The following is a 17,840-nucleotide window of genomic DNA, read 5'->3' as shown; positions in this document are numbered from 1 at the left end:
GACGCATAGAGCTGCCCTGAAAAGGGTGGCTTTTTTCAAAAGAAATAGGTCTTAAATACTATCCGTATATATACGGCTTCTCGCTGAAGATGCTACAATAAAAGCAATAGAAATAGCTAGCATCGTGATCTAAAAAGCAGTTACTAGGGGGCTTCGTCGTGAGTGAACATGCATCGGCACAGCGGACAACAAATAACCAGACATCGGTCCAATCGCCAACGAGTACTTCTACCGAGACGGCAGTTCCTAGTGCATTGGATGCACGTCAATTAACGTCAGCAAGAATTATTCAAATGCAGAGAACGATGGGCAATCGAGCTGTGCAGGGTATGATTCAAAGGATGGGAATTGGGCCATCCGTTATCCAAAGGAACGGTGGGCAAAGTGCGACACCATCGCCTAGAGCGGCTTCAACACCTGCAACGACACCAGTGAAAACCCCAGCACAGCAGCAGAAAGAGAAAATGGATGTAGAACGTGACTTGAAGGTAAAAGACCTTGTAGATACAACATATACCGATACAAAAGAAAAGCTGACGAAAAGTCTCGAGAAGTATTTGACTACGGATTCGAAAGCGACGGCTATTCGTAAAAATGTAAAAGATAAAGTCGTATCTGAAATCAAGACGAGTATGACGGCAGGGACAACAGAGCAACAAGAAGATGCCCTGAAGTATGCGCAAGCGAGCGCAGAAGGCATTATGATAGAAAAGTTGAAATCGTACGCAACCGAAGTTGCGCTCAGTGCATTTCCGGATACGAAAAAGGCCGTCATGAAGACAGAGGCTAATACGGCATACGATACGGTTACACCTAGTCTGAATGAGGCTGCTTTTGCCAAGCAAAAGACGAAGTCTGCCACTGAAGCGCAGAAGAAGTTGAATACCCAGGCCAAAACATTAATAACCAGTGCGACAACTACCGCACAAGCGGCTATTACAGCCAAATTCGCAACTCCGACTGTACAAGGCGCCGTTGCTGGGTTTGATCGTATTGATGTAGGAACGGTCGGGACGGATGAGTTGACGAAGCGAATCGATTTAGACGATAAATTAGTTGACCAAACCGTGCTTAGAACGGAAACCGTTGACGGCAGTCCTAAAGAGATTAGAGATATGGAAAATATCTATTTAAATAAGCTGTATGAACCGTTGAAAAAGGCGATTCTATTGAAATTAGGTGTAGGTCGAGGGGAATTCAGAAGATCCAAAGAGCTGAACATCTATCGCGAAGGACTTAAGAAAGCAGCACGGGAAAAAGTGAATGCGCAAATTGATAATGAGATTGCCAACGCTGGGCCAACAGCTAGTACGGCTTCTACGGGGGGCGCGCCTTCAAGCACACCAACAAGTCAATCGCCTGCGAGTACCATCGCTTCAAGCGGTACCAATAAAGCTGAGTACATGAAAATGGCGACGAAGGCGATCGCTCATAAGGATGCTAAGCAGTTAGTAGACGATGTCATGGCGGTAGAAGCAGGGAAAATCATCGCGAGTCTTCTGCCGAAAGACGCAACCATTGCACAACTGACGAATGCTGGTAAAAGCGCGGCCTATGATCTAGCACGTAATTCCGGAACGCCGAAAGCCAAAATTCAAACTGCGAGTCTTGTAGGAGCCAATGCCCTGGCAGATAAATTATTCAACGCGAATAAGGATAATGCTGTAGCAGAAGCGAGAAAGTTGAGCAAGGGCACGAAGAAAACCGCAACGACTGCGGCTATTGCGCCAGATCAGACGAAAGCCGCTGAAGTTAAAGCTGCGGTCCAAGATGATACGAAGACCAAAGCGCTTGCAAAAGAGGTCATCAAAAAGTCAGTCGAAGCACCTGATTTAAATACTGGATTTAACAAAATAGGTAAACTAATTGATGTATCGACTCCGAATGTCGGTGATTCCAGTTCCCTGGAGTTTGAGTTGAAAATCCCGATGGCATCCCTATCTGGCGCGGCACAGGTGTACTTTCTATTCGGCTTTGGTGGCGAGGCGGAACGTGAAGCGGATGGCCTAACGGTGAATACGCAACTGACGTTTGGAGCAGGGTTTTCAACCTTTGGCTTTGACACCAATGCGCGTTTTGGTCTCTTTTTAGAAGGAAAAGGGAAAGATACAGATAGTGTCATGAACTTGCTCTCCTACGGTCTGTACAGAGAAATGAACAGCATTAAGCCTGCGGCTGCTGCGCACTTCTGGGGCATGGGCGGGAAATCCGGAGATTCCAAGTTGGTCGAAGCTGAGAAATGGGCGATGATGATCGAAGCGCAAAATATGGTCGATGATGCGGAGGTTAATGTCGGTGGACTTGTAAAGCTGGCGATGGAAGCCAATGTCGGCGTGGCTGAGTTCTCCGCAGAGCTTGCGATCAAGCGTCTAAGTAAGTACAACAAGGAGATTATCGAGAATAAAGGTAAAAACGCTACGACCGGTGCTGCCATGTCAGCAAGCGAGCGTTTAGCGAATAATAAAAATGCGATCGGCAAGGGTGAAGTGAATACAACTGTCGAGGCAGGAACAGAAATTGAAGTCGGATTCGGCAAAGACAAAGTCGCCTTTGGGCTGGAAGGTTCGATGACAAAAGCGAAAGATGAAGCAACGAATGAATGGCTGCTCAAAGAATTGAGTTTGCAGCTATCCGCTAGCATTCCTTCGCAATTCGGTGAAGAAAGCGACGATTTCACGAAATATGTATCTAAAATCGTGACAGCTGCTATCGGCGGTGGTAAAAATCTTACTGCCCTGTTCAAGAAAGCATTCGGCAGTGAGCAGGAGTCCGATAAGAAGAAAAGAGCACTGGGAACTACTCTGGATGCGGGAAGTGATGCGCTGTTCACAGGCAATTACTTTGACGATATTGGCGCCAGCTTTGCAGAGAAGATCAAAGGTGATGAAACAGTGAATGACACGATGCGTTCGTGGCTTCCAGGGCAAGACGATAGTGCATCTGCTATTGAGCAGGTCAATAAAATTGCGTTAGCCAATGCGCTGCAGTTATCTGTCGGATTCAAGAAAGAATACGATGGATGGGGCAATCCGGGGGATTGGGAAATATCCCTTGAAGCTAGCCAAGTCAAATCGCTGGAAGTTGATGCTGAAATTGCCAAAGTAGCGATCGAGAAATCGAAACGACTTGGAAAGCTCGAATTTGCCAAAGGTAAGAAGGTAAAAGGAGAGTTCATTGGGTTTAGCGGTGGCGGTCAAGACCGTCCAGCACCAGCACCAGCACCAGCGTCAACGTCAACGTCATCGCAAGCCCCGTCAAGCACAGCAACTACGGCTACTACTGCAACGGCAACACCAACGGCAACTGCAACGGGAAGTCAGGTTGTCGTGCCAACACCATAACCATTACGTAGGTTTACATAGGATACATTTGTACAGGAGGCTAGCACATGGTTGATAGAGGAACTGGCGGTAATGCGGGTCAGTCACGGATTGATTTGGACCACCCGATCTCGTTCATTACGTTAACTGGGGATAGCCTTGAGGCGTCTGTGAAACGAATCAGTTTGTCCATAACAGAAGAGACAACGCTATGCGTGCTCACGCTTGCAGTGGAGTGGCATGTGTATCAAGAGATGCTCACGGGAGAATGGATGGGGCTGCTAGCTTCGGCACGTGAGTCTGAAGTCGATTTCGTGGAAGAACACTTGATCGAGCTTCGCGTTCGTTTACGGCAAAGCCTTGTGAAAGCAGCCCTCCATCAGGGGGCAGAGGCGGAACAAGTGCTGCAAACGTTGCTGCAGGACTCCGAAGAAGGGCGCAAGCTGCGGCTGAGCGAAAGCTGGCTGGTAACCGAAGTGAAGCAGCAGATGGAGCTTCCGGATGAGTTCGAGGCGGGTACGTTGAAAAGAGGCTATAAAACGCTATGGGCCGAGTCTAAGGGGCTTCCCGTGACCGCTTATGCAGAAACCAAGCCTACCTTGTATGAGGTCGTGGAAGGTTATTTGAATCGCCTGGAGATGCCTTACGAGCGGGTACAAGACTGGATTCTTCGCTTCGAATATACGGGAGAGCAAGGCGAATGGATTGTTTTGGTTCGCGTGGAGGAAGAGCAGCAGGTCTGCGTCGTTTATTCCATCTATCCGCAGGCTGTGCCTGAGGAGCACCGGGCTGATATGGCCGTGTTCCTGACCGAGGAGAACTACGATCTAGCCGTTGGCAACTTCGAGTTGGATACAGAGGATGGCGAGCTGCGATATCGGACAAGTATCGATGTAGAGAACGCTCAGTTGACCACAGAGCTGTTCTCTCGTATGCTCGCGACGAACGTAGAGATGATGGATTATTACTTTCATGTGCTTGGTGACCGAATGGAATAGTGGGTATCAAATTCAGCTAATTGCTTATAATAAGCTCGCACTATCTAAACCTACATTTCAAGGAGTGTGAGCAACATGTCAGGTCACAAACAACAAGGACAATCCAGAAAAAACACAACCACGCGGACACAGGACCAGAGCAGCAATAAGGGTGGAAAATAACGAACATACCCCGGAATAAACAAAAGTCCATGCCTCATTGTGAGAGGTATGGACTTTTTGCGTAAACACGATTTACCCCTTCGTCATCCGGTTCAAATCGGAAGTGAGCTTATCCAACTGCAGGAAGCTCTCTAGGATGTCGCTGATGCGGCTGTCTTGTGTCGTCATGCTGGCAGACATTTCTTGGATGGAGGCCATGTTCTCTTCGGTGATGCCCGCAATCGTGACGATCTGATCCGTAATGCGGGTGTACTGCTGGTGCAGCTGCTCGGCCGATTGTTCCACGTGTGCGGATTGGCTTTCCAAGTGACTGGCGTCCGTTGCCAGCGCGTGCATGGCTTGTACGACTTTTTGGGCGGCGTCATTGCCGTTGGCGACGGATTGCTGGCCCTGTAATACCTGTGCAGCGGCTAAGGTTGTTTTCGTACGGATATCCTCGAGAATGTTTTCGATCTGCTCGGTCGATTGCTGCGACATTTCAGCCAATTTCCGAATTTCTTGAGAGACGACCCCGAACCCTCTGCCGTGCTCGCCGGCACGCGCAGCTTCGATCGCCGCGTTCAGCGCTAGTAAATTGGTCTGCGTCGAAATATGCTTAATCGTAGCGACGATGTCGCTGATACGCGAGTTCTGGTTATCCAGCTCGTTCATGAGCTGAACGGACGAATCCATGGTCTCGTGTGCACTCTTCATTTGGATATTCAGAGATTCCGCTTCTTCGCTGCCGGCCTTCGTCAGTTGAGCAGAGCTTACAGATAGATCTCTCATTTCCGTCGAGCGGTCGGCCAAGGACGTGACCGATTGCTCAATATGGCGAATCGATTCGCTGATGTCCGAGATGCTGGAGGTCTGCGTCTCCGTGCTTGCGGTGATTTCTCCGAAGGCAAAGGTGACTTCTTTGGAAATAGCCCCTGTGGCGGTGGCATTTTGCTTCAAATTGGAGCTGAATTCGGTCAGAGCAACTAGCGATGAGGAGACGAGATTAACCAAATCAACGGATTTGTTTTTCTCAAGAACAGCCTGCTCTCGCTCTGAAAAAATAGTGGTTTGCAGCCTCTCACTAAATCTCGTAGATGCGAATAACGGTACGGCGATAAAAGCTAAATACATAAACATCGTGACAATGTTGTTTTCACCGAATATTTCTGTTTTGTAGGGGCTAAGGAAGAAGTAGACAGTTAGAATCGCTCCCATAAGACTAGAGAAAGCAATCGCTCGAGAGCTGCTGTATAAGGTCATGATGGCTAGATTAACGTAGATAAGCAGGTAAGTTGTCAGGATAGGACCGGTAAGCATTAATAACCAGATTAGTAGTGTAACAATGGCGGATATGATATACATGATGTAGGTTGTAAGCCAACGTTTGTAAGTAAGAACGGTAGCCAAGCCGCTGGTCAATGTGCCGACGACGAGAAGGACGATAATCGAATCCATACCAGCGCCTGTCAGAAAATCGACGGCTATGCCAAGGACGAGCATCCCCCAAATAATATTCACAAGCAGTTTATTGCGGCGATGCAAAGTCTCCAAATAATTCATCCTTCGTCCACCTTTTCCATATAAAGTTACGTTAAAATGATATCATAATACGACAAATTTTTACATATAAACAGCGTGCAAGCACGTAATTCTAGTGATTAAGAACCAGTTAAGCTCAAAAGGAGAATCAACTTGCCCTACATAAAACCAACCGATTACATGAATCGAATTGAAAAAATAGAAACAGAGCTCACCCAGCTGAATGCAAGCAGGTCACTAACCTCAGTGCCAAGAAAGCTTGAAGTCAAGATCATCGGCAACTGCACACTGCTAAGGGACACATCGGGCCAGCCCTCCGCTTACTATAATCGCATCAAGGGCTTCGGTCCTCAGGACCTCGAGAATATCGGTGAATTGATCAGTGAATACGAGCAGGCTTCACCGCCTTCCTTCGATCTGACGCCTAATCACATGACCGAAGAGGTGACGAGTGCGTTAATCGCGAGGGGATTTCTCCCCGTGGAACAACTGGTGTTTATGGTGAAACATCCAGCTGACGATATGGAAGAAAGCACGGCACCCTACCAAATAGAGCGGGTAACGGAAGAAAATGCGGAGCAATTCATCCAGTGGATCGAGAAGTCACATGGACAGATGACAATCACACAGGACATGATTGCGCGGGCGAAGCCCTATTTTTATAATGCTAACTTTATCAATTACATGTTGACGATAGAGGGAGAGCCTGCGGCGATGGGGTCACTTTTCCGAAGCGGGGAAGCGGGGTACATAGCCAATGATTTCACATTTCCCTCGTTCCGAGGAAGAGGTTGCCAAACAGTGCTGCTGAAGCAAAGGCTATCAGATGCAGCGAGGCTAGGCATGACAACCGTGTTCACGGATGTGGAATTCGGTTCAACAAGCCATGCCAACATGGAAAGACAAGACTTTAAGACGGTATTTCTCAATACGTTATGGATCAAAACGTAACAAAAAAGAAGGCAGCCCCTGTAGACGTATCTACGGAGGCTGCCTTTCCTTTATGAAGGAAGCTGCACATAAAACGATGTCGTTTCATGCGGCACGCTTTTTGCATAAATTTTCCCTTTATGCTGCTCAACAATCGACTTGGCTATGGCTAATCCCAGCCCATACCCGCCATGCTTGCGAGAACGCGAAGGATCCGCGCGGTAGAAGCGATCGAAGATCCGCTCCAGATGTTCAGGCGAGATGCCCTCACCTGTATTCGTGATCGTGAGAAGCGCATCATGATGATGCTTCTTGAAGGTGAGTGTAATAGCGCCCTTAGCTGGCGTGTATTTGATCGCATTGTCTAGGAGAATCATCACGACTTGCTTGATTTGCTCGTTGTTGCCGTGCAGGGTCAAATCAGGGTCAATGGTATAGTCCAGTGAAATATCCTTCTCGAACACGACAGCTTCCATGGTAAGAAGGACGCTCTCCACAGACTCGCTCCCATTGAAATTGGCGTAAATCATACTCACCCTGGAATCATCCATTTCCGTGAGGTAAAGGAGGTCATTGGTGAGCGTCTTCATGCGCTCGGTTTCCGATTTAATGCGATGCAGCCATTTCGATTGATTGTCAATCGTATCGTCGCTGTTAGCCAGGAGCACGTCCGCGTTAGTGTTAATGACGGCTAGCGGCGTTTTCAGCTCGTGAGAGGCGTCAGCAATAAATTGTTTTTGCTTATGGAACGCTTCGCGAACGGGCGCGATGGAACGATTGGCGAAAAATCGGCTAGTAAAAAAGATAACGATCAGCATCACCAACCCGACGAGCGTGAACGTATACACAAGGTTCGTAAGGATGTTCTGCTGAGCGGTAACGTCAAGATAAACGACGCAATAGCCAGTGTCATTCTTTTGAACCATATAAGCCCAGCGGTTCCCATCCAGTGTGAACTGGCCGATATCCGACTTGCTGGAGGCGGCTTTCTGAATGGCAAGCTTGTAGAACGCTGTGTCCATGTCATAGCGGGAGTCCGTTGCGGTGATATTCCACTGCGTGTCCGTCTGAAGCTGGAAGGAGACCGACCGCTCGGGCGGCGGGTAGCTATTCAATTTGTTATCTGGCAGGTGAGGACCGCCGCCACCGCCACCACCACCACCGCCAAGCCCAAGCTGTGGACTCCCCTTTTTCCCATCAGGCTTCAGGAAGAAATCAGAGACACGATGCAGATCCATATCGATGTCAGCTCGTACGTTCTGGTAGGTGATGAAATAGATCGTAGCGAATGACAAAAGCATAATACAAGAGATAATCACCAGATTCACGATGAGAAATCGATTGCGAAGCTTGTTGAACATTAGGACGTTACCTCCTCCAGCACATACCCGACGCCTCTAAGGGTCGAGATTCGGACTGCCGCGTGTAGAAAGGTCAGTTTTTTTCGTAAAAAGGAGATATACACTTCCACGTTGTTATGCTCCACCTCGGAATCGAAGCCCCACAGCTTCTCGATAATCTGTTCCTTCGATGTGACCGCCTGCTTCCTCGTCATGAGCAGCTCCAGAAGCTCGCTTTCTTTTAAAATCAGCTTCAGTTCCTTCCCTTTGCACGTCAGCTTGAGATTTCCCGTATGCAATTCGATGTCCCCGAACTTTAGACCATCCTCAGGCACAACCTCGCCTTTACGTCTTAACGCCGCGCGTATGCGGGCTAACAGCTCATCAGTTGAGAACGGTTTGGCCACATAATCGTCGGCGCCGTAATCCAATCCCGTGATTTTATCCGAAATTTCGCCTTTGGCCGTCAGCAGTATGACAGGTGTTGAAATGCCTTTGGCACGAAGCGTCTTCAATATCGTAATCCCGTCTATTTCGGGGAGCATGATATCAAGCAACAATAAATCATATATATCGCTTAACGCGTTGTCCAGACCGGATTGGCCATCATGAACGGCGTCGACGGAGTAGTTGTGTTTTTTTAAAATTTGACTCAAAGCCTCAGCAAGATGAATCTCATCTTCTACAATTAATATCCTCATGTTTGTTTCCCCCTTGTGCTGTCCGACATGCCATCTTATGACATGGCTTCATTATAGGCAGCAAACCTTTAATCAACCTTAATAGTAGCACTTCATGCGGATTTACAAAAAATAAATATATTTAAGTTTCACTAAAGGTTCGGGGGCTAAGATACAGTCATGGAACAGCGAGCAACACCTGATATGAAGAAAAAGGAGGCCACCTCAATGGCAATTGAAGTATTTAATCGATATGAAAATAAGTATCTGATGGATACCAAAGCTTTCTATAACATTTACAATCGACTGCTTGCATACATGGATTTGGACGCCTACAACAAGAACGATGAATTTTATTCGATTAGCAACATTTATTTTGATACCGAACATCATTCGTTAATTCGAAATAGTTTGGCGAAGCCGAAATACCGAGAGAAGCTGCGACTACGAGCTTACGGGGTTCCGAAAGAGGATGCTAAGGTGTATTTGGAGCTGAAGAAAAAGGTGTTCGGGCTTGTGAATAAAAGAAGAACAGCGCTGAAGCTGAACGAGTCGTATGAGTTTGTGCGATCAGGGATAGAACCGGAGTTCAAGGAGTATATGAACAAGCAAGTCATTCAGGAAATTAAGTATTTCCTGTCACGTTATGATCTGGAGCCGAAGGTGTATCTGGCGTATGACCGCATTGCGATGTTTTGTAAAAATAACCGGGATTTGCGTATCACCTTCGATACGAATATCCGTTCAAGACGATATGATCTTAAGCTGGAGAGCGGTGACTATGGGGAACAGTTGATGCCCCGCGGGCAATGGCTCATGGAAGTGAAGGCGGAGAAGACGATCCCGCTCTGGCTGTCCCAAATGCTTTCAGAGCTTCAAATGTTTCGAACGGGTTTCTCGAAGTATGGCAATGAATATAAAAAAATGCGCATGACGCAGCACGAACAACTTCTACAACCAGAAAGGGAGAGGATCCTACTATGATAGATTCCATTTTTGCACAAGTCACAGCAGGTACAGAATTAACGCTAACGAACGCCCTTTTAACACTTATTATCGCAATTGCACTAGGCGGTTTGATCAGCTTAACCTATATGAAAACACAACCGAATTACACACAGAGCTTCACCCTCACGATGATCGTCTTGCCTGTCATTGTAGCCATCATTATTCTGTTGATCGGCAGCAACATTGCTAGAGCATTCAGCCTTGCGGGCGCATTCTCTATTATTCGGTTCCGAAGTGCGCCTGGGGATCCGAAGGATATCGCATTCGTTCTGTTCACGATGGCAGCAGGTCTGGCTTGTGGTGTCGGTTCGTTTGGTTATGCCGTTCTATTTACGCTTATTCTGTGCGTTTTGATGTTTGTTTTGAAGGTAACGAACTTTGGCGCTAAGAAAGCAGCTCAGAAGCAATTAAAAGTGACGATTCCAGAGAGTCTGGGGTATGAGGAAGCGTTTGACGAGATTTTTAAAAAGTTCAACATCGCTTATGAATTGAAAAAGGTACGTACAACCGAGTTAGGCAGCTTATATGAGCTGGTTTATGTCGTTACAATCGACCATCTGACGAGTCAGAAAGAATTCCTAGACGCTATTAGATGCAGAAATGGGAATTTAGATATTACGTTAACGATGAGTCCTACAGCGTCCGAATTCTAAAACAATTGTAACTAGAGAGGAAGAAATCCTATGAAAAAACGTTTAAATATGAAAGGTGCAAGTGTTCTGTTAGTATGTGCAGTTGCGTTAGCAGCATGCAACGATGCGACAGATGTAGCTTCGAATACCTCGGAGGCACCTGCTGCAACGATGGCTGCTTCCAGTGCAAAAGCAACGACCACAGCGGTCACCCAAAAGGTCGAGTATGTGGCGGAGGATGCTTATACGGATTGGGCTTCTGCGAACCCAACGAAGATTGCATTAACGGGTACTAGCGCAACGATTGAGGGTTCAGGCGCTGCGGTGAGTAGCGGTAAGGTTACGCTTACGGCGGCTGGAACGTATGTTGTGAACGGTAAATTGAACGATGGTCAAATAGTCGTAAATGTGAAGGATAAAGGCGTCGTTCGCTTAGTCCTAAACGGTGTGGAGATTACGAACAGCACATCTTCGGCGATCTATGTGGAAGAAGCGGGCAAGACAATCATCTCCTTGCAAGAAGGAACAGAGAACATCGTCTCAGACGGAAAGAAGTACGTGTATCCTGACGCGGCGACAGACGAGCCCAACTCAGCGATTTTCAGTAAAGACAATCTGACGATTAACGGAACAGGCAAGCTCGTAGTAAAAGGCAACTACAACAACGGAATTACAAGCAAGGATAAGCTGCGAATCACCGGAGGTACCTTGGATATTCACGCTGTTGACGACGGGGTGATGGGGCGTGACCTGGTCGCTGTCCAAGCGGGCACCTTAACCATAGATGCAGGCGGCCATGGGATTAAAACCTCAAACGATAAAGCAGGCTCCGAAGGTTATATCAGCCTTGCAGGAGGAACGTTCAACATCAAATCCGGCGAGGATGCTTTGCATAGCAGCGGCGGCATAGACGTAAGCGGCGGGGATTTGCACATTAACGCAGGCGATGATGGCATAAACGCCGATCTCTCCATTGCGATCACAGGTGGTACGATCGATATTGCGCAAAGCAATGAAGGGATCGAAGCGCCTGCTGTCGTGATCTCGGGTGGGAAAACCAACGTCGTCTCCAAGGACGACGGGGTGAACATCTCTAGCGGCAGCGGCGAGACTGCCGCAGGCGGCGCCACAGCAGGAGGGCGCGCACCGGGTGGCGCGCCAGGGGCGTCCGGCGCGAATTCGAGCAACATGCTGACGATTACCGGCGGCAGCTTGACCGTCGACTCCAAAGGCGACGGCTTGGATTCGAACGGCTCCATCACGATGAGCGGCGGTACGGTCGTCGTCAACGGGCCGACGGAGAACAACAACGGGTCGCTCGACTACGATGGCACCTTCGTGATGACAGGCGGCACGCTTGTGGCCGCGGGCAGCTCAGGCATGGTGCAAGCCACGTCTGACAAGTCGACGCAGGCTGGCGTGCTGATGACGTACACGAAGACCCAGCAAGCAGGCGCGCTGGTCCATCTGGCTGATAGCGCAGGTAACACGGTCATCACCTTTGCGCCATCGAAAGCGTACCAGTCCGTGTTCGTAAGCTCCCCGAATCTGAAGCAGGATACGTCGTATACGCTTAGCTCGGGAGGTTCATTGACAGGCACAGCATTGAAAGGGCTATATGAGGGCGGTACGTACCAAGGCGGTACGAAGGTCGTAGATTTCAAGACAGCGTCGCTCATCACGTGGTTAAACGAATCCGGCGTAACCACAGCGCGAAGCGGGATGATGGGTGGTCCGGGTGGCGGACGACCAGGCGGACAAGGCGGACAAGGCAGTGGAGGCGGCATGCCGCCACAAGGTGGCGGTGGACAACGACCGCAAAGATAACAAAGAGCTGTTCCACATCTAGGTGTGGGGCAGCTTTTTTAAGTTGGCGATATTTCACCATAAACGGCGGTGTCTAGATGGCAAAAATGCAAAAGAGCACCCTTTAACGAGGTTACACTTGAACGATTTTAAATAAATGCAAAAAGGCATCTTTTGGGGTCGAAAAGGTTTGAAATGAGCCGAAAACACCAAAATAGATGCCTATTTGCATCAATTTTAGCTAAAACCGTTGATTTGATAGAGAATAGTTGCACTTTTGCATTTCTCAGCACAGGGGAGTAAGCCAGTTGTCGTTTGCATCAGTTTGCATATCCACAAATAGGAATTGACAATCTAATCAAATACAAATATTCTTATAGTGCACTAGTTCAATAGTGCACTGGTTTACGGTGCAGAGGAGGGTAGGACCGTGCAACTTAATTTTAATAGCCCGAAACCGATTTATTTGCAAATGGTCGATGAGGTCAAGAAAGCGCTAGCCAGAGGCGAGCTCAAGCCTGGGGACAAAATCCCATCCCACAAGGAACAGGCACAACTTTTACAAGTGAATCCCAACACGGTAATGCGGGCTTACCAAGAGATGGAACGAGAGGGGTTAACGGAGACGTTGCGTGGACAGGGTACTTTTATCAAGCATGATCCCGCGATTCTGCAATCGATTCGTTCCGAAATGGCGCAAGCCGCGGTGCAGCAATTTATTGAAGACATGCGCGGTCTAGGCATTGAGCCAGAAGAAATGGCACATATGCTCCGTGTTACGTTAAACAAGGAGGGGTAAATCGTGTCCAATTCAGAGAATCCTTACATGATCGAATTAAAGGCTATACATAAGAAGTATTTACTAAAACAAGCCATAAGAGGGATCGATCTTCAAATCAAGAAGGGCACGATTGTGGGCTTGCTGGGGCCTAACGGCAGCGGCAAATCAACCTTGCTCAAGATGCTGGCCGGTTTGATTTATCCCACTTCAGGAAGTATTCTTGTAGGCGGCAGAAAGCCTGATGTGCACAATAAGCAACACGTGGCTTACTTGCCTGAGATTGATCACCTTTATGGGTGGATGACGGTGAAGGAAACGCTGCGTTTTATTTCTGGATTTTATACCGATTGGCAGGAAGAAAAGGCAGCTGCCATGCTGCTAAAGATGGAGCTGGATGAAAATCAGAAGGTTCGAAATCTCTCGAAGGGCATGCGCGCTAGGTTGAAGCTGATCGTAGCTTTGTCGCGCAAGGTTCCGCTTGTGCTGTTGGACGAGCCGTTCTCAGGCATTGATCCTCCGTCACGAGCCAAAATTATTCGCTCGATTATAAGTGAGTTCCAATCCGATGAGCAGACGATTGTTCTGTCTACCCATTCGGTGAATGAATCGGAGCCGATGTTTGACGATGTCATCTTTCTACAGAATGGCCAGATTACGATATTTGACTCCACCGAAAATTTGCGCGCGACCTACGGTTGTTCGTTAGAAAACATATGGGAGAAGGTGTACGGGTAGATGGCGGCTTGGAATCTATTTAGAAAAGAAGTAAAAAGTATTTTCCCCCTATATGGCATTTTCGCGGTGGCAGTTCTGATTCTGCATCTGATTGTTCTGTTTAAAAGCGCCGTCATCGACATGGATGTGACCATGGGGTTAGCACTCCTCATGCCCTATCTCTTCCTTGCTGCGATAGCTTTGGGTACGGGCTACTATCAACTCTATACGGAGTGGAAGTCGAATTCGATTTATCTTCTCCTTTCCTTGCCGATTCGAGGGTGGAAGGTGTTGACAGTTAAGCTGGCAGCGGTAATGTCGCTGCTCATTCTATCGAGTATATGGATCGCGGCTAGCTTTGCCATTTTGCTGTTGAGGAGTCAATGGGAGGAAGTAAGCACAAGTCAGGACTGGTCTTCGATTATGCCAAGCCTGCTTAATATATTGGGGAACTTCTTTTGGATGGGGATTCTGACACTCCTATTTCTGCTGATCGTGGTGCAGTTTACCTTTCTGTGCGGCCAGCTTGTCGCTAAATTCAAATGGATTGTGATGCTAAGCGCATTTCTCGGTATTTTATGGCTTGTCCTGCGTATTAGTCCTTTGCTAGCTTCTCTTCTAGCTTGGATGCCAGACATCGTGATTGGCGGACAGGAATCCGATATGGCTTTTTTACATTCGGGTGCGTTTATTGGAATTGCTTTACTTAGCATTGGATTGACTGCGGTGAATGGTTTTATTTTTGAGAAAGAAGTGGAGGTATGAGGATGTCTTTTCGCCAAAAAAGGAGTGTTCTTCTCGCCTCGGTTGCGTTGCTATTCTTGTTCTCTATCTTAGATATTTCTTTCCTCGAGGAGGACATATTCGAACGCTTTGGTAAGCAATTTGTGAATGAACAAAAGATGGATGCCATGATCGGGACCAATCGAGCCGTTACGGTCACTGCCCAGCTTCAATCGGAGATTACGAAGCAAGACATTAAGGAAGTGCTGCTTGCAAGTCGTAGAGGCAAAGTAACGGTAACGCGTTCAGATTCTCCGAACATCCGTCTTCAATATACGGTTACAGCTACAGGGGCGGATACAGAGACAGCCAATCGCAGACGAGAAGCTGTTAAAGTAGAAGAGGCAATCCAGAATGGACAGCTAACCCTCGTTACGAAGGCGAATGGCAAGCCCATCGATCCAGACAATGTATCCGTCGATTATGTGCTCTCTATGCCGGATGGCATGAAGGTGGCGATCCAGAATGAAGATGGAGCTGTGCGAATTAGCGGAATAAATGGGAATGTTTCTGCCTCTTCTACTAGTGGCCTTATGGAAATTGCTGATGTTAAGGGTGAACTTTCGGTGAAATCAACGTATGGCAGTCTATTTATGGCTAATATCACGGGCAATATGGATCTAGTAAGTCACTCTAGTAAAGTAAATATTGACCACACGCAAGGTAATTTGGTATTCGATAATCAATCCAGTCAAACCTATTTAACTGACATCACGGGTAAGATTACAGGAAAAACGCAATATGGCTCTGTGCATTTCCGTGAAATAAAGAGTCCTGTAGACGTGACAGGCCGCGGTTCCGATATGCAATTCGATCATATGCAAGGAGATACCCGAATTGTGTCTAAAGCAGGAGGCAATATGACCTTCATTTTACCGAAGGATGAGGGCTATACGCTGGATGCCGCGGTGAGTGGGGGACGCATTCAGACACTGCTTCCATTACCTATCCAAAAGGTGCAGGACAGCGAATACGAAACTCGTATGAGCGGTGTCGTGGGCAAAGGAACAAGAAAAGTAGACATCAAGATGAAGTCAGGTGACTTGATCGTTCAAGCCAACTAAATGAAGGCTGTAAACCAATTAAATTGAAAAGGAGACTCCTTATGAGTAGTGAGCCTATCGTAAGTCTGCGTGGTGTCACCAAGCGAATCGGACGCACCACGGTCATTGATAATCTGACCTTCGACGTACCGCAAGGTGAGATATTCGGATTCCTAGGGCCTAACGGCGCTGGTAAAACGACAACGATCCGCATGATGGTTGGTTTAATGTCCATCACGCAGGGAGAAATTGTGATTAAAGGGAAGAACATTCAGCAGGAGTTTGAGCAGGCCATTCGCCATGTCGGCGCCATTGTGGAGAACCCTGAAATGTACAAGTTCTTGAGCGGCTATCATAACTTGGTTCATTATGCGCGCATGGTGCCTGGGGTGACGAAGGAACGGATCGACGAAGTCGTTAAGCTGGTAAGGCTGGAAACTCGGATTCATGACAAAGTGAGGAAGTACTCACTGGGCATGCGCCAGCGCTTGGGTGTAGCGCAAGCGCTCCTACACAGGCCGTCGCTGCTCATTCTGGATGAGCCGACAAATGGTCTGGACCCTGCAGGGATTCGTGAACTGCGCGATTATTTGCGTTATTTGACGCGAACCGAAGGAATCACGGTGATCGTGTCCAGCCATTTGCTATCCGAAATGGAGCTGATGTGTGACCGCGTGGCGATCCTGCAGCAAGGGAAGCTTGTCGATGTGAAGACGATCCAAGATTTCATGCAAGAATCGAAGGATGGGACGCAAACGTATCTGATCGAAGCTTCGCCACCTGAACAGGTTCATGCGGCACTTGTTGGCATGACTGGCGTGAAAGAGTTGAAGGTCGTTCCAGAGGGTGTGGAGCTCGTTACGGAGCGGGATTGCATACCTGACATTCTAGCGCATCTCATGCGTCAGGATGTTCGCATTTATGGTGTTCAAGTGGTGCGGCAATCACTCGAAGATCGTTTCTTGGAAATGACAGGAGGCGAACAAGTTGGTTAATTTAGTTTTGAATGAAAATATGAAGCTCTATCGGCGTGTACGAACATGGCTCATGGTGGCCATTATGATTGCAGTTGTCTTCTTAGGCAGTTTTATGGATTGGTACTATGATGACAAATCAGGAGAAGCAGATGCATGGCGTAATCATGTCGTTGAGCAAAAACAGGAACTCACCGAATCTCTGAAGCAGCCGAAACTAAGTGAGGAGGCTCGGAAGTACATTGGAGAGAGAATAGCCGTATACGATTACCAATTAGCAAATGACATTCACCCGGAAGGGGGGACGATGTGGAGCGGTATTAATAGTTCAGCGGAGTTGATTTTCTTAATCACGGTGTTCACTGTCATCGTAGCGGGGGACAGCTTAGCTGGCGAATTTACGACGGGGACGATTAAGCTACTGCTGATTCGGCCAGCGAACCGAACCAAAATTTTAGTATCGAAGTATATATCGATGATTATATTTGGTTTACTCCTGCTCGTCATCCTGTTCATCGTTTCCTTACTATTGAACGGGCTGCTGTATAAGTTTGAGCATTGGAACTTGCCGCTCGTCAGCGTCAATGACGCTGGCAGCATTATCGAGAGAAACATGTTTAGGAACCTGTGGAAGTTGTACTTGCTCAATGGGGTATCGACCATCATTTTCGTTACGATGGCCTTCATGATATCCACAGCTTTCCGCAGCAGTATCATGGCGATTGGCTTCTCGATCTTCGCCCTCTTCGCGGGCGTGATCTTAATGGAGTTCCTGCAGCCGTATGCGTGGAGTAAATACGTGCTATTCGCCAATATCGACTTGTCGCAGTATCTTAGCGGCCGTCCGTTTCAGCAAGGGATGACGATGAATTTTTCCATTCTCATGTTGAGTATTTATTTCATCCTGTTCAATCTAACCGCGTGGCTCGTGTTCACGAAGAGAGATGTAGCAGCGTAAGTCGTAAGAAAGCCACCCAGTGCCGCACATAGGTACTGGGTTTATTTTTTACTGAAAGTAGGGATTTATTGGTAACTAGCGAATTTTATACTTACAACATTTTTTGATAATATATGCTATTTGGAGGATTCATAGCATTAGAACGCTTTTGAGCTTAAGAAATTGCTCCACCACTGCATTTTATTTACTTTTG

General features: G+C 47.7%; 15 protein-coding genes. 12 read left to right on the top strand and 3 right to left on the bottom strand.

Going from position 1 to position 17,840, the window contains the following annotated elements:
* The first annotated feature begins 158 nt into the window (after positions 1-158).
* Both AC58UX_RS21435 and AC58UX_RS21430 read left to right on the top strand, forming a co-directional pair.
* On the top strand, positions 159-3,341 hold the full coding sequence (locus tag AC58UX_RS21435) for a hypothetical protein (protein WP_497256437.1): 3,183 nt from the start codon (positions 159-161) through the stop codon (positions 3,339-3,341).
* A 47-nt stretch (positions 3,342-3,388) separates the two neighbouring features.
* On the top strand, positions 3,389-4,318 hold the full coding sequence (locus AC58UX_RS21430; protein ID WP_497256435.1) for a YbjN domain-containing protein: 930 nt from the start codon (positions 3,389-3,391) through the stop codon (positions 4,316-4,318).
* A 234-nt stretch (positions 4,319-4,552) separates the two neighbouring features.
* On the opposite strand, the gene AC58UX_RS21425 is transcribed toward AC58UX_RS21430, so the two are convergent.
* Complete coding sequence (locus AC58UX_RS21425) at positions 4,553-6,019, bottom strand: methyl-accepting chemotaxis protein (RefSeq protein ID WP_497256433.1); 1,467 nt, start codon at positions 6,017-6,019, stop codon at positions 4,553-4,555.
* 159 nt (positions 6,020-6,178) lie between these two features.
* On the opposite strand from AC58UX_RS21425, the gene AC58UX_RS21420 reads away from it, so the two are divergent.
* Positions 6,179-6,949, top strand: coding sequence for a GNAT family N-acetyltransferase (locus AC58UX_RS21420; RefSeq protein ID WP_497256431.1), 771 nt, complete (start codon positions 6,179-6,181; stop codon positions 6,947-6,949).
* A gap of 50 nt (positions 6,950-6,999) precedes the next feature.
* On the opposite strand, the gene AC58UX_RS21415 is transcribed toward AC58UX_RS21420, so the two are convergent.
* Together AC58UX_RS21415 and AC58UX_RS21410 are read right to left on the bottom strand one after the other, a co-directional pair.
* Entirely contained in the window at positions 7,000-8,289 is a 1,290-nt protein-coding gene (locus tag AC58UX_RS21415; RefSeq protein WP_497256429.1) for a sensor histidine kinase, read from the bottom strand.
* Positions 8,289-8,969 (bottom strand): response regulator transcription factor, encoded by a 681-nt coding sequence (locus AC58UX_RS21410; RefSeq protein WP_497256427.1) that lies wholly within the window; start codon positions 8,967-8,969, stop codon positions 8,289-8,291. The genes AC58UX_RS21415 and AC58UX_RS21410 overlap by 1 nt, the downstream gene beginning before the upstream one ends.
* Before the next feature lie 207 nt (positions 8,970-9,176).
* Here AC58UX_RS21410 and AC58UX_RS21405 point away from each other — a divergent pair, with 207 nt between their 5' ends.
* The 9 genes from AC58UX_RS21405 to AC58UX_RS21365 all read left to right on the top strand — a co-directional run bounded on the left by AC58UX_RS21405 (position 9,177) and on the right by AC58UX_RS21365 (position 17,647).
* Positions 9,177-9,932 (top strand): polyphosphate polymerase domain-containing protein, encoded by a 756-nt coding sequence (locus AC58UX_RS21405; protein ID WP_497256425.1) that lies wholly within the window; start codon positions 9,177-9,179, stop codon positions 9,930-9,932.
* Complete coding sequence (locus AC58UX_RS21400; RefSeq protein ID WP_497256423.1) at positions 9,929-10,609, top strand: DUF4956 domain-containing protein; 681 nt, start codon at positions 9,929-9,931, stop codon at positions 10,607-10,609. The genes AC58UX_RS21405 and AC58UX_RS21400 overlap by 4 nt, the downstream gene beginning before the upstream one ends.
* Before the next feature lie 30 nt (positions 10,610-10,639).
* Entirely contained in the window at positions 10,640-12,415 is a 1,776-nt protein-coding gene (locus AC58UX_RS21395; RefSeq protein ID WP_497256421.1) for a carbohydrate-binding domain-containing protein, read from the top strand.
* 409 nt (positions 12,416-12,824) lie between these two features.
* Positions 12,825-13,193, top strand: coding sequence for a GntR family transcriptional regulator (locus AC58UX_RS21390; protein WP_497256419.1), 369 nt, complete (start codon positions 12,825-12,827; stop codon positions 13,191-13,193).
* A gap of 3 nt (positions 13,194-13,196) precedes the next feature.
* Complete coding sequence (locus AC58UX_RS21385; protein WP_497256417.1) at positions 13,197-13,910, top strand: ABC transporter ATP-binding protein; 714 nt, start codon at positions 13,197-13,199, stop codon at positions 13,908-13,910.
* Positions 13,911-14,654 (top strand): hypothetical protein, encoded by a 744-nt coding sequence (locus tag AC58UX_RS21380; RefSeq protein ID WP_497256415.1) that lies wholly within the window; start codon positions 13,911-13,913, stop codon positions 14,652-14,654.
* Between the two features lie 2 nt (positions 14,655-14,656).
* Positions 14,657-15,736 (top strand): DUF4097 family beta strand repeat-containing protein, encoded by a 1,080-nt coding sequence (locus tag AC58UX_RS21375; RefSeq protein WP_497256413.1) that lies wholly within the window; start codon positions 14,657-14,659, stop codon positions 15,734-15,736.
* A gap of 41 nt (positions 15,737-15,777) precedes the next feature.
* Complete coding sequence (locus AC58UX_RS21370; protein WP_497256411.1) at positions 15,778-16,710, top strand: ABC transporter ATP-binding protein; 933 nt, start codon at positions 15,778-15,780, stop codon at positions 16,708-16,710.
* Positions 16,703-17,647, top strand: coding sequence for an ABC transporter permease (locus AC58UX_RS21365; protein ID WP_497256409.1), 945 nt, complete (start codon positions 16,703-16,705; stop codon positions 17,645-17,647). Before AC58UX_RS21370 ends, AC58UX_RS21365 begins: the two co-directional genes overlap by 8 nt.
* Positions 17,648-17,840 lie beyond the last annotated feature (193 nt).

Source organism: Paenibacillus sp. J22P90 (assembly GCF_059692195.1).
Note: the sequence above shows the minus strand (reverse complement) of the source record. Positions and strands in the feature narration are given on the sequence as shown.

Coding starts and splice junctions, on each gene's coding strand:
- AC58UX_RS21375 (WP_497256413.1), top strand. CDS start 14,657: ATGTCTTTTCGCCAAAAAAGGAGTGTTCTTCTCGCCTCGGTTGCGTTG.
- AC58UX_RS21420 (WP_497256431.1), top strand. CDS start 6,179: ATGAATCGAATTGAAAAAATAGAAACAGAGCTCACCCAGCTGAATGCA.
- AC58UX_RS21430 (WP_497256435.1), top strand. CDS start 3,389: ATGGTTGATAGAGGAACTGGCGGTAATGCGGGTCAGTCACGGATTGAT.
- AC58UX_RS21425 (WP_497256433.1), bottom strand. CDS start 6,019: ATGAATTATTTGGAGACTTTGCATCGCCGCAATAAACTGCTTGTGAAT.
- AC58UX_RS21380 (WP_497256415.1), top strand. CDS start 13,911: ATGGCGGCTTGGAATCTATTTAGAAAAGAAGTAAAAAGTATTTTCCCC.
- AC58UX_RS21400 (WP_497256423.1), top strand. CDS start 9,929: ATGATAGATTCCATTTTTGCACAAGTCACAGCAGGTACAGAATTAACG.
- AC58UX_RS21370 (WP_497256411.1), top strand. CDS start 15,778: ATGAGTAGTGAGCCTATCGTAAGTCTGCGTGGTGTCACCAAGCGAATC.
- AC58UX_RS21405 (WP_497256425.1), top strand. CDS start 9,177: ATGGCAATTGAAGTATTTAATCGATATGAAAATAAGTATCTGATGGAT.
- AC58UX_RS21415 (WP_497256429.1), bottom strand. CDS start 8,289: ATGTTCAACAAGCTTCGCAATCGATTTCTCATCGTGAATCTGGTGATT.
- AC58UX_RS21410 (WP_497256427.1), bottom strand. CDS start 8,969: ATGAGGATATTAATTGTAGAAGATGAGATTCATCTTGCTGAGGCTTTG.
- AC58UX_RS21395 (WP_497256421.1), top strand. CDS start 10,640: ATGAAAAAACGTTTAAATATGAAAGGTGCAAGTGTTCTGTTAGTATGT.